The organism is Bradyrhizobium sp. I71 (assembly GCF_022354745.1).
GTDB lineage: Bacteria > Pseudomonadota > Alphaproteobacteria > Rhizobiales > Xanthobacteraceae > Bradyrhizobium > Bradyrhizobium liaoningense.
Genome location: NZ_CP059398.1, coordinates 349472 through 362055 on the forward strand (window position 1 = coordinate 349472; position 12584 = coordinate 362055).

The following is a 12584-nucleotide window of genomic DNA, read 5'->3' on the forward strand; positions in this document are numbered from 1 at the left end:
TATGCCCTCCTTTGATTTGTCGGATCTCCTGGCGCGAACAAACGAGAGCCTCGATGTCGAATTTAAAGCCTGGATGGACCCCAGGGACAATGAGACGCGGGCGAAACTTGCCCGGCATCTTGCCGCGCTCGCCAATCATGGCGGCGGGTATTTGGTCTTTGGCGTGGACGACAAGGCAAGGACTCCGCTTGGTGCAACGGAATTGGATCTCGCTCTGTTCGGCCAGGATGCAATCGCCGGTATCGTCAAGAAATACCTTGATCCGCGGATCCAGGTTCTCGTCGAACACATCGTGCATGAAGGGGTGACATACCCCGTTGTCGTGGTTCCCTCACATGGTGCGCGTCCGGTCATTGCCATCGCAGACGGACCGCAGGACGGCCGGAATCGTCCTGTCGGCGTGTCGCTGGGAACAATCTACGTCCGGGCAGCGGGCCCGGAGAGCGCGCCTATTCGCGGAGCGGACGACTGGAACGCCTTGCTCGATCGTTGCCTCACGCATCGGAGCGATCTTCTGGGCAACGTCTTGCGACAATCGCTTGCCCGGCAATCGAAGCCTGACGAGCGCGCAGCCAATCTCCTGCGGGCCGCCGTCGATGATACGGCGCAAGATTTTACCGCACAGACCCGACTGCTGGCGGATAAGGTGGACCCGCAATATCGCGACGGCATCGTGAATGCCGGAGCGAACTATTCCGCTCTTGGTTATGCGCTTGTTGGCAGTGACGGCGACCTCGTCGAGATTTCAAATCCGCGCGCGGTGAACGAACGTGTCTCGATCGAAATGCACCGCTATGCACATTATGGCTGGAACTCATTCCTGCCGTTGCACGTCCCTGAGCGGGCACCGCAGGTTCGCTCGTCTACGCTTGCGGGCCAGGAGATGACGTATCTGGAAGGAATGCGTGTCGAAAACACCGGCCTGATCAGCAGTAGCTTTGATTACTGGCGCATTTACGAATGCGGGATCGGCGTCAGCATCGAGTCTTTCCGGGACGATTGGCGGCGCCCTGGGGCCGAGGCGATTCCGCCTCACCTGACGGCAAGCTGGATCTTGATCGTCATTCACTCGCTGCTCGCTCATGCCCGTCTTGTCGGGCAGGAAATACCCGGCGTGACCCAGGTTGTGGTCCGGATGGATTGGCGTGGCTTGAAGGGCCGAATGCTCGCGTGGGACCATTTCCGGCATGCGGCGGGCGGCGGCGGCATGGCCGACGATCGCTTCGTGAAGACCATCGCCATCGACTGGGCGCTGCTGCGAGACAGTTATTTTGAAGCGCTCCGCCGCGTGGCAATTCCCTTCTTCCAGATGTTTGGCGCCGCCGGCTGGTTCAATCCTGACGAATGGCTAACCCGCGAGGCCGTCGAGACGGAGTTTTCTCGACCAAGAATGAACACGATCAAATTGTTCGAAGAAAGCTGACAGCACCCCCATTCGAGCAAGGTCGATGCACAGTTCCGGCCGTTCAGCGATGCGCTGGTCCTGACCGGTCCGCGAGACATCGATGTGCGGGCTGGATACGGCTGGATAGCGAACGACACGTCACTTTGATGGCGCAGGACCGTCGGCCGTGACGACGTCCTGAGAGGCGTTTCCGTCCGTAGCCTGAGCGTTCGGTTGCCTTTCGGGGCGTAGAACGCTTTTGTCGAGCAGTCCTGCCTGGACAAAATGAATCTTGATCGGAGCGGATAGAAAATTGTCGAAAATCCATCGCTTCAATATCTGTGCGTCGATCCCTGCTTCGTGCAGCAACAGCGCATGGTAAAGGACCGAGAGCGCTTCGCTCTTGATGTTGGCGTCCTTCAGAAACTCGGAATAACTGGCGTCATGTCGATCGCCGCCGAAATGCGAAATGTCGTTGCGCAATTTTGCGCATGCGCGGCAGAACGTCCGCAGCTTGTTTTCGTCGAGGCCCAGCGGCAACGCCTCGAAGACCTCGAAAAGCCGCTGCTCGAGAGACGGCTCGTGCGCATGTTCAAGGCGATGTTCCAACCATCGCTTGTCGTTCGCATCATCGATCTTGTCGAGAACCCGTTTCACTTTCGCCACGAGCGCAGCCGGAGCCGAGCCGCCGCCCCTCTTGCGGTGAAAGGCTTCGAGACCCCAGATCAGGTTGACGAAGCGGTGCTCGACATACATGGCCAAACCGCGCCGCAGACCGAGATAGAGGTAGACCCCCGGACCGAACTCCTCTCGCATCGCTTTCCAGCGAGACCAGATCGCGTCGAACTTGTCGCGAAGCTCCGGAAACACCGTGATGGTGTTGTAGTGCGAGGGTGCCTCGACCGCTTCCTTGTTCTTCATCCGGTGAAAATACCATCGGCATCGCGTGCCATCCGGGAGATCCACAAACGGCCAACCCAGCTCATAGTCGGAGCCGGTCAGCAGCTTGAGAAGATCTTCAAACATCTGGAATTGAAGGGCGAGATCGTTCAGGGTATTTGCGGCGTTAAAATCCAGCTTCGCGTAAGCCGTCTGTCTGAGGGAATAGGCGTGCGTTCCGAGCATCCCTGCTGTATCGACCTCGATATCGAAGATGAGCGTCAGACTTCCGTCATCATCCCGGTAAGAGACGTCGTCGCGCCTTCGGTAGCTCATGGCAATCCCGTCGGGTGTATCCTCGACCTTGATCACCCCGAGCCGGAGCCAATCCTCGAAGCCCGTCAGCGGAATGGTCAGCATGGCAAACAGCGGTGCGTCTGCGGCCGTTGAGAAGGTGCCGCGGCCGATCAGGCAGTGGGCGGCGCTAAACTTTTCATAAGAAATGCCGTCGGTGCTGAACTGCCCGCCATTCCTGATCAGATCGCACAGCAGAACACGTTCGCCGCTGCCTTTTAGAAGCCCCTGGATGCAGCGCGTGACGGGTTCACGGGCCATTGCTGCCATCGGGCCATGCGGATTCGATAGATAGCCGTCAAGCTCGAGGACCGCGCGTCCATTGTCTTCAATACGCAGCAGTCCTGCGACATGCGCGTCGGGAGCGAGCAGGCCTTCGGCGATTGCCTCGTCATGCCACCAGAACACGCCGCGTCCTTCAAATACGCTCATTGCCATCCCACCTGGAAATCTCAGGGCTCGACATGATCGTGGCCGCCCAGCGCATGCCATAGCGCGGTATCGAGTCCGCCGTCCGGCTTCAGGAAATGAGCCCGGCGCGCTCTGAGGATTTCGAGCCCTTCTATGGCTTCGCCCGGATTATCCGAGGTGCAGGGCCCCTCATAAACCACCCCGGCCAGAGACCATGAGCGGAGCGTGCCCTGGATGACGGTCAGCATGATGCCGCCGCTGATGCCGCCGAAGTCGAAGTTCGGCGGCGGGGCGCCGCGGATGGGATCAGGCAGCCAGCAGGAACGGTCAAAGAGACTGACCACGTCCCGGTCATTCACACCACTGGCGACACCTGAACCACGCACGAGTCCGAAGGAGACGACGATGGTGCGTGGACCAAGGTGGTCGAGCAGCGTGTCGGCGATCTGCCCGTCATTCGCCTGTCCGGCTGTTAGGCCGAGCCGGATTGGCCGGCCTTGCGCGTCGACGACGACGTGAATCTTAGTCGTGAGCCCGCCGCGTGATCGCCCGAGGCAATGATCTGAACCCTCTCTTTTTGCTGTCGCAGCCTGTTGGTGCGCCCGGATGGAAGTGCTGTCGATCATCTGGATCGTATCGTCGCGCGCGGTGCTGATCGCGTCCATCAGCCGACCCCATGCTCCCGCCTTTCGCCATCGTACGAAGCGATTGTAGCAGGTCGTGCGCGGGCCATAGCGCTCCGGCAGGTCTCGCCAGGGCGCACCGGATCGGAAAACCCAGAAAATGCCGTTCAGCACGCGCCGATCATCTACGCGACGCACACCCCGCGGCTTGTTGGGTAAGAGCGGTTTGATCACCCGCCATTCGAAGTCGGTCAGGTTATATTGGCTCATGTTGGCAGAAAACCAAAATTCAGCTATGTGAAGGCTGATGGGCGGCAAACGGCCCATCCAGCTCGTACAAATCAGCAGTCGCGACGCTCTCCGAAAGAGGACATTCGCCGTCGGCGTATCTTCCCGGCCGCCCAGATCGGTCAAGCCTCCGCAGCTAACCGCGCTTTCAAGCGCGGCGTGACGAAATCCAGAAAGGCGCGGAGCTTCAGCGGCAGATATTCTCCCGCTCCCCGCACCAGACTGAGCGGAAGCGTCTCTCGCCTGAAGTTTGGCAAAACCGAAACCAGGGTGCCGTCCTGGAAGTTCGATGCCACATGATGGGAAAATACCGAAACAATCCCCATCCCTTCCTTCGCCGCCTCGCAGGCAGCGTCGGTCGAATTCACGATGAGCCGATAGCGAACCGGAATCTCACCGTCATCGGCAACACTCCAAAAACCTGATCCGGTAAAGCCCTGCACGCCGATGCAGTCATGTCCGATAAGATCGGCTGGCTTCTGCGGGATGCCTCGGGCCTTGAGATACCCCGGGCTGGCAGCGAATACTCGACAGATCGTGCCGACGCGCGTGGCGATCAAAGCGCTGTCTGGCAGGTCCCCGACGCGAAGGGCGGCATCGATACCTTCCTCGGTCAGGTTGACCTGTCGATTGCTGAGCGTCAGGCGGACGTCGATATCCGGATAAGCCCGAAGAAAATCAGCCAGCACCGGCACCAGATGCAGGCGACCGAAAACGATGGGCGCCGTCACGCTGAGTTCGCCCTTGGGCGCAGTGTACTCCCCCGCCGCGATGCGTTCGGCTTCGCCCACGTCTTCCAGGATTCGCTTGCAGGCGGCGACGTAGGACTTACCTGCATCTGTCAGGCTGATCCTGCGGCTTGAGCGTGTCAGCAGCTGGGTCTTGAGGTGCCCTTCCAGATCGGAAATCTTCCGGCTGACGGTAGTGAGCGGCGTGTCGAGCAGCCGGGCGGCGGCCGTAAGGCTGCCCGCCTCCGCGACCGTCACGAGTATCGACATCGAGTCCAAGCGATCCATCGTTGTTTCCAAAAAATGGAAGGAAGCCTCCCATCTCTACGATATTATGCTTTGAATCGGTAGTAACCATTCTCTGTCCTGCGAGCGGCAAGGCATCACGCAGGAAGGGACAAAGTCGGCGTCATGAGTGGCAACGAGAAGATTTCGGGCCCGAGCGTCGTGCTCTCGCGCCGCACTTTGCTTGTGGCGGGCACAGCCGCTGCCGCAAGCCTGTTGGAGGGTAGGATGGCTAAAGCGCAAATCTCCGGGGGGAACGACGGCCTCAAGGAATACGACGTGGCGACGAACGACATCACCCTTCACGTGACCGATCAAGGTGAAGGGCCAGCCGTGCTTTTCTGCCACGGGTTTCCTGATACGGCCTACACTTGGCGTCGGCAGATGAAAGCCATCGCGGCGGCCGGATACCGGGCGCTCGCTCCGGATATGCGCGGCTACGGACGCAGCTCCGCGCCTGCGGATGCGAGCCTGTACACGCCGCTGCAAACCGCTGGCGACCTCATCGGCCTGCTCGATGCGTTGAAAATCCCGAGCGCGGTTCTCGTGGGGCACGACTGGGGTGCCACGCACGCCTGGAACGCCGCGATGATGCGGCCCGATCGGTTCACCGCCGTGTTCTGCCTGAGCGTACCCTACGTGCCGCGCGGAGAGGTCAGCGTCTTCGAGCGCATGCGGAAGTCGGGCCATGAGAACGACTTCTACATGTTCGAACAGATCCGACCGGACGCCGACCAAATCTGGGCCGACGCTGCGGTGACTATTCCGGGAATTCTGTTCTGGGCGTCCGGGTCTGCTCCCGCCGGGAAGCAGTGGAGCCCGTTGGATCCAGCCCGCAGCCTTCATCGCCCGGCGCCTGGGCCTTTGCCGTCATGGGCGGAGCCGGACTACGTCAAGCACAACGTCGCCGAGTTTCAACGCACGGGCTTCCACGGCGGCCTGAACTACTATCGCGCGGCCGAACCGTATTTCGCGCTGTCCCCCGCTTTCAAAGGCGCCAGGATCGCGCAGCCCTCGTTTTTTATCTGGGGCAAGGCGGACGGCCTGAAGGAACTCTATCCGCTGACGATCGACCAGATGCGTGCGGGTCTGCCGGGCCTGGTGGGCGGGCTCGAACTCGACAATGTCGGCCACTGGGTTCAGCACGAGGCCGCCGACCTGGTCAGCGACCAGCTCGTGACGTTTCTCCGCACCGTGAAACCTGCCTGAGACGCGCCTCGTCAAATTCGAGCGCCCGTTGCCAACCGCGAAGGAGCGACAATGAGCGAGTCTTCAAACATGTTACCCGCCTTCACCGAACACCGCGTTGAGCGTGATCGCGGCAGCCTGTACGTCCGCGACTTTCCGGGCAGCGGGCCCGCCTTTGTCGTGCTGCACGGGTTTCCGGACAACTCCCACATCTACGACGACCTGATCCCGCATTTGGTGGCGGCCGGGCGTCGAACCATCGCGATCGACTTCCTGGGTTTCGGCGCCTCCGATAAGCCGGAGGGTGCGCGCTATAGCTTCGACCAACAGCTTGGCGATCTGGAAGCGGTCGTGGAGGTATTGGGGCTGGAGAAGATCATTCCTGTCGGCCACGACGCGGGCGGTCCGGCCGCCGTCAACTTCGCGCTCAGGCACCCCGAGCGCACGGCATCGGTCTGCTTGATGAACGCGTTCTACGGCGATGCGCCCGGCCTGCGCGTGCCCGAGTTCATCGAACTGTTTTCGAACAAAGGCCTGAGGGCGCTGTCACGGCATTTCCTGGCAAGCCCGCAGCAGTTCGCCTGGCTGCTGGGCTTTCAGCGCGATCAGATGCAGGTGGGCCTGAGCGAGGCACAGAAGGCCCGATACATGGATTTCCTTGGGCCGATCATCGACAACAACTTCCGGCAACGGCCAAGCGCTGGCCCCGCCTTTGCCCAGATGACCTATCAATTGACCGACGAGGTCGCTGCCAATACGGCACGCCTGCTGGAATTCCGGCGCTCCGAAGTTTCACTCCTGCTCATCTGGGGAAAGCACGACCCGTACCTGCATGTCAGCGTCGCCGAGTACATGCGGTCCAATGCGCGACATGGCGTCCTTCACGTCCTCGATGCTGGTCATTGGCCCCAGATCGACGCGGCGGTCGACGTCGCCCGCATCCTGCTTGCGGGGGATCTCCAGACCTTTGGCACGATCATCCAAGATTAGATCTGAGTCCCGATGATGCAGCTTGCCAGCCACAACTTCCGCTCGCCCCGCCACACGACGCATTACTGTGAGGTCGGGCCTGCCGATGGCCCGTTGATGATCTTCCTCCATGGCTGGCCCCAGATCGGCCTGATTTGGCGCGCCCAGATCGAGGCGTTCGCATCCGAAGGTTGGCGGTGTGTTGCGCCCGACATGCGCGGATATGGCAGCTCGTCGGCACCGACAGCCTCCAATGACTATGCCCTTGAGGAACTCGTTGGCGACATGGTCGAGCTTCACGACCATCTAGGCGCGCGCCCGGCCATTTGGGTCGGCCACGATTGGGGCAGTCCCGTCGCCGGTGCGCTGTCAGCGCTGCATCCGGCGCGGAGCCGGGGCGTCGTGCTTATCTCAGTCCCGTATTTTCCCCATGGGTTCGCGCTACCTAACCTTCTCCCGCTGATAGACCGTGACCTCTATCCCGCCGACCAATACCCGGACGGGCAATGGGACTATTATCGCTTCTATCTAACCCACTTCGAGCAAACAGTCGGCGATATGGATGCGGACATCACCGCGACTTTGGCGGCCCTCTATCGACCAGGAAACCCCGCTTCGGCGGGCGAGATCTCGCCATCCGCCCTGTTGACGGCCAACGGCGGACGCTACGGTTCGGCACATCGGGCGCTGCCGACAGCGCCGGATCCTGCGCTCTGGCCGCCCGCCGACTTCGATGTATTGGTGGATGCGTTTCGCCAGCGCGGTTTCCGCCCCGCCAACACCTGGTATCTGAACGATGCTGCCAACATTGGCTATCTACACTCAGCTCCTGAGGGCGGCCGGTTAGGGCAGCCGACGCTGTTCATCAACGGTGACTGGGATCCGATCTGCGACATCAACCGTAGCCGTCTCGGCGAACCTATGCAGCGCGCGTGTGAGGACCTATCCGTGACAAACCTGCCCGCAGGCCATTGGCTGCCACTTGAGCGGAAAGCCGAAGTTGCTCACGCGATGCGCACGTGGCTCAAAACGAAAATGCTCTGGTAGACCGTCTCGAAGCTGACTACTTCGCGATCTGGAGCGTCTGAGCCCGTGGAGAATCGGAGGTCGAGTGTCCGCATCTCGTACCAGCATCTGAAAACGGACGGTTCACCCCCCATCACGGTCATCGCGATTTATGAGTTTACGGCCTAGCAGACAGCTGGCTCGGCGCGCGCTCAAGCGTCAATCTTCATGAGGTCACGCGCCTCCCGGCGCTTGGCGCCATCATTATTGATAACGTGGCGGACGGTCTTGGTATGGGCATCGATCCAATAGAAGAGATCGATCTTCCGCGCATCGTCCCAAAGCTTTCGCTGTTTCTCCCAAGCCTTCTTGAAATCTTTCTCGTTCGGGTCGACCAGCAGAAACCCAGTGCCTCCACCCGGTACCGGCAAGCCAGCGATCGCCAAGTGTAAATCCACAGGTCCCCGCAGCCGCGCATGGCTTACGATAATGAGGATGTTCGGGTAGACGTGATCCGGATTGACGGCATCGAATTGTGCCGCGGCTTTTTCGATCACCCGGGCCAACGCGTGGGCGGCCGGGTTCTCCCGGATCTCTCGCCGGATCTCTCCCGGTTTGAGGTCCCTTGGAACAGCGAGAACCCGGTCGTCACGCGGCGATTTGAGCTCGCAATAGGCCTTTAGCTCGCCACCCTTCATCAGCTTGAAATCAGGGCTCTTGTTTTTGCCCTCAGGTAAACGAACCGCTTCGAGGGCCTGCCCTTTGAAAACGAGCGTGCGCATGAGCGCTTCATCGGCTTTTTCATTGATAGGTTGGGGCAGCACTAGCCGGTGCTGTTCGTAAATCGCCTGATCGGGAAACCGGACGAGGTGGCGGACCTTCTGAATCATTCCCCACGTCGGCCCGTTGAATGGGACCACCACGATGCGGCCAATCTTGTTCAACCCCAAGCCCTTCAGCGTGAGCCGCTGGGAATAGTGGCGCCGGATCGGACTTCGAATCTGCTGAACACGGATATAGCCGGTCATGGTCTCTCCATCCCTTGACCGCACATCAAAGGCGGCGCGTGCCGATCATTCGATCAGAGAAAGGAAGTTTGTGTTTCCACGAGAGGTCAGGAAATTCACGATATCCTTCGCCAAGTTTGATGTAGCAGGGTTGGCGCTCTTTCTGCCCTCACTAAGGATCTCGCGCAGCGCCTGATCCTGTGCCGCAAAAAGCCATCCGTTCGCTTTGGGCTGCCTCACGAGCGCGTTTGTTACCGCAACAATAGCTTCGGCATGTTCCGGCAGTAGTTTGGAGAGGTTATCCACCACGCTGAAAGGCTCGTTCGGCTCAAACCCAGCATTCAACATTTTCGCAAGCTGGTCGAGCAACCATACCCGATCAACGTCAATGCGAAACAATAGGCTGATTGCGCCCAGCTCGCGGCGGTAGGGTTCGGGATCGTCAGCCTTGATCGCGCTATCAAGCCGCCGTTCAAAATACGCCATCGCCCGCGACCGATAGTTGGCAGCGGCCACCATCTGGCGTCCCATATACGCCATGGCGTGGCGGCGCATCTCGCCGGATGACGAGCGTAGGAAGAGATCCAGCAGATCGTCGGGTAATTGCTCATAAAGGAAATGAAGCATTAGGTAGTCCGCCAAGCGATTTCCCGTCTCGGCGAAACCGGGCGGCGCATCGGCCTTCCCAAGGAACTCAAGGTGACGCATATAGTAAGGACGAAGACGGTCCAGCAACGGTCCCGTGGGCCAGCTATGCTCGATGTAACCCAGCCAAGCTGCATCCGCGAGTTCAGGTTTGTCGGCCGGAAAAAGGGCATCGAGCTGTTGCTTGAGCCAAGCCTCACCAAGGATGTGGAGCCAATTTAGGTAGCGGCCGAGCACCGCGCGCGGAATCCATCCCGCCGGTGATCGATCCTCAAGCTCTGCTTCGAATACGCCGCGAAGTTCCGGCGAATTGGCAATCGCTTCTCGCTCTGATCGCCCGATCACGCTCTCTTTGTCTTTGCTCTGCCAAAAGATAAACTGCATGCAAAGATCGATTGCCCCACCACGCAAACTGCCATAGGCAGCGAAATAGCGATGCTTGCGGTCATAGCGGCTCTCGTCCTCCCGCACGGAAGACCGTGAGGCTAGTTGGTACAGGGCCAACACGAGGCCACGAGTCCGCTCTCCATGAGCGAACGGCATGCCTCCCGCACCGCGGCCGAAGGATGATGCCAACACATCAATCGCGCTTCGCACCGTCCATGACCAATCGCCATCATCCCCCGCAGCTGACGCGGCGCCGGACTCAAGCTTGGCGCGGGCAACGACAGTATCCAGCAAATCGAAGATGGATGTCCAATCGAGCTCAAGGCCATTGGCCGCGGGCTGCCTGAGGCCGTCGAGGAAATGCCGGATGAAAACCGGCCGCAGCGCCGCGAACTTCGCCGCGCCGGCTGAAAATATCTGCGGCGAACCTGCAACCGATTCCCGCAGCTCAAACGCCAGTCCGGGCACCGTCCGCGCTTGCGCATCCGAAGGTTTCCAGGCGACGAGGTGCGCGACCGTGTCATCAACCGGTTGCTGCTGCATCACCGCCCGCGTCAAAGTCAGCGGTTCTATTGGGAAATGCCGCTCCATCCACGAGTCCCGTCCGCCGAGTTCGGCGACTGTCTTCTCGAGGGCGGCACGGCGATCCGGTGGCAACACTTCCTGCCATTCCCAAACAATGTCGCGGAAAGTCGCCTCCCGGTGTCGCCGATCGTCCTCGGGGCCGGCCTTTCGCTTGTAATAAGCTTCAAACTCCTCGTGCCAAATCTCGATCCGATCGCTACCGACCGAATCGATGAAGGCGAGGATTTCGGTCTGCCGCGCCGCCGGGAGACGTCCAAACCAAGCGCGCGCCAGTTTCCCATATTCCTGCCTACAGCAATCGGCGTCGATGAGCGTCTGATCCGTCAAACACGCTTCGGCAAGATCAGGCGCGGCCTGGGCCGCACTCGCCAAGGCATGAAGGGCGATACGGCGGAAGATCTTCGGCGAATACTTCCCGAGGATGTCGATCACTCGGCGGATGTTTGCCGGGTCCATTTTGATCGCCGCGTCTGCAAACCGGACAATTGCGCGGACAAGCGCCGAAAGGACGTCTCCGCCGTCCGTTGGGCTCGGCTCCAGCGACGTTACCGAATAGTAGGAATAATCCTCTTCCCTTATTCCCTCGAGATGCGGATCAAGGCGCGAGGCCTCCATGAGGGCATCGCAGAACTGAGGAAGCGCTTCAAGCGGCCCGGCTTTCTCCAGCGAACTGACTGCCGACAGAAGGTAATGGTCGTACATCGTCGGATCAAAAAACGACGCGACCTCTCCGTCGCGGCGGCTGACCCGGAAAAGCGCCGCCGTCACCCGGAGCGCAGCCGCCATTTCACCGCCTTCGGCCAGCCGCTTCAAAAGGGCATGCGGTGAGGCCGAGAGCGGCGCGAATTCGGGCGTCAGCCAGCCTTCCACGAGATCGACCACCGCTGCCGCTTCCGGTACTGGTAACGCCGCCGCCGCATCTAGCCCGGCACGCTGGACATCTGCATGCGTGGACGATCCCACCACCCGGAGCGTGCGCGCCACGATCGCGCGGGTCTCTTCGTTCGTCGATGAGGCCATGCGGACGAGATATTGCCCTGCCGGCCAAGCCCGGAGTTGCGAGACATCTGCCAACTGTTCATCAGGCAGCGGCTCGCCGAGGAGGCCTTCCTTTTCGAGGAAAGGTAGCCAATCTTCCGACAGGTTGTCGTAGAAATATCGGAGAAGCGGCAGCGCTCCCGGAATTTCGCGCCGGAATAGCTTCACACCCTGTGCTGGACGCAGCGTGGCGATTTCCTTCGCCCGCCGCGTCAATGCGGTGTACCGGTCTTGCAGCTGGGTGACGACTGCGCGGATTACAGTATCAACTTTTAACGCAAATTCGGCACGAAATGCCGCATCGGCTTCGAGCCGTTCATGAAACGAGCGTTGATGGGCGAATTCGACTACCTTTGTGAGCTCAAACCATAGCTTGGCGATGTCACCATCTGGAGCGAGGCCGAGCTGCTTCACAATCTTTTCGATCTGCGTGCGGTGATTAAGCTGCGGCTTGAGGGCCTTTTCGGCTCTCTGGAGCGTTGCCTCATCAAACTGCATATCTTTGAGCGCACACAGCGCCGCCGCACGTTTCTTGGCTTGATGTTCGTCCTCTTGCGGGAGCGCCTCCATGGGAGCGGCCAGCACACTTCGGATGAGCGAGTCCAGCTCGCGCAACGCGTGTCCCGCAAGTGGTCGTGAGACTCTTAGCGGCAGGCGCCCGCTGCAAAGGCGGCAAAAGTCGACGTAGCGATCGGCGATGGCCGTCCCAAAAAGCTGGCGCAGCGCCCGGTCGGTGTCCGCCTGCTCCGCGGACAGGGCGTCGGACCCACCATTATCTTCCTCGCTTTCCAACGCATTGCCTCCCATT

General features: G+C 60.5%; 7 protein-coding genes and 2 pseudogenes. 4 read left to right on the forward strand and 5 right to left on the reverse strand.

Going from position 1 to position 12584, the window contains the following annotated elements:
• The first annotated feature begins 1 nt into the window (after position 1).
• Positions 2 to 1423 carry an ATP-binding protein gene (locus FJV43_RS01645; RefSeq protein WP_239624146.1) on the forward strand — a complete coding sequence of 474 codons (1422 nt, stop codon included), beginning with the start codon at positions 2 to 4 and terminating at the stop codon, positions 1421 to 1423.
• A gap of 120 nt (positions 1424 to 1543) precedes the next feature.
• On the opposite strand, the gene FJV43_RS01650 is transcribed toward FJV43_RS01645, so the two are convergent.
• From FJV43_RS01650 to FJV43_RS01660, 3 genes and pseudogenes are all read right to left on the reverse strand, one after another.
• Positions 1544 to 3049 (reverse strand): HEPN domain-containing protein, encoded by a 1506-nt coding sequence (locus tag FJV43_RS01650; RefSeq protein WP_239624147.1) that lies wholly within the window; start codon positions 3047 to 3049, stop codon positions 1544 to 1546.
• A gap of 374 nt (positions 3050 to 3423) precedes the next feature.
• A pseudogene (locus tag FJV43_RS01655) lies at positions 3424 to 3921 on the reverse strand (IS5 family transposase); the annotation flags it as partial.
• Between the two features lie 140 nt (positions 3922 to 4061).
• The gene (locus tag FJV43_RS01660) at positions 4062 to 4955 is read right to left on the reverse strand and encodes a LysR substrate-binding domain-containing protein (protein ID WP_239624149.1); all 894 of its coding nucleotides are present in this window, start codon (positions 4953 to 4955) and stop codon (positions 4062 to 4064) included.
• A gap of 225 nt (positions 4956 to 5180) precedes the next feature.
• On the opposite strand from FJV43_RS01660, the gene FJV43_RS01665 reads away from it, so the two are divergent.
• The 3 genes from FJV43_RS01665 to FJV43_RS01675 are packed head-to-tail and all read left to right on the forward strand — an operon-like array spanning position 5181 to position 8156.
• Positions 5181 to 6161, forward strand: coding sequence for an alpha/beta hydrolase (locus tag FJV43_RS01665; protein WP_239624151.1), 981 nt, complete (start codon positions 5181 to 5183; stop codon positions 6159 to 6161).
• 51 nt (positions 6162 to 6212) lie between these two features.
• Positions 6213 to 7130: an alpha/beta hydrolase gene (locus tag FJV43_RS01670; RefSeq protein WP_239624152.1), complete on the forward strand. Its 918-nt coding sequence runs from the start codon at positions 6213 to 6215 to the stop codon at positions 7128 to 7130.
• Positions 7131 to 7142: 12 nt separating this feature from the next.
• A complete protein-coding gene (locus FJV43_RS01675) occupies positions 7143 to 8156 on the forward strand; it encodes an alpha/beta hydrolase (protein ID WP_239624154.1) in 1014 nt (337 codons plus the stop codon).
• 806 nt (positions 8157 to 8962) lie between these two features.
• Here FJV43_RS01675 and rpmD read toward each other — a convergent pair.
• Together rpmD and FJV43_RS01685 are read right to left on the reverse strand one after the other, a co-directional pair.
• Positions 8963 to 9142, reverse strand: a pseudogene (gene rpmD / locus FJV43_RS01680) (50S ribosomal protein L30); the annotation flags it as partial.
• Positions 9143 to 9187: 45 nt separating this feature from the next.
• Positions 9188 to 12583 carry a hypothetical protein gene (locus tag FJV43_RS01685; protein WP_239624155.1) on the reverse strand — a complete coding sequence of 1132 codons (3396 nt, stop codon included), beginning with the start codon at positions 12581 to 12583 and terminating at the stop codon, positions 9188 to 9190.
• Position 12584 lies beyond the last annotated feature (1 nt).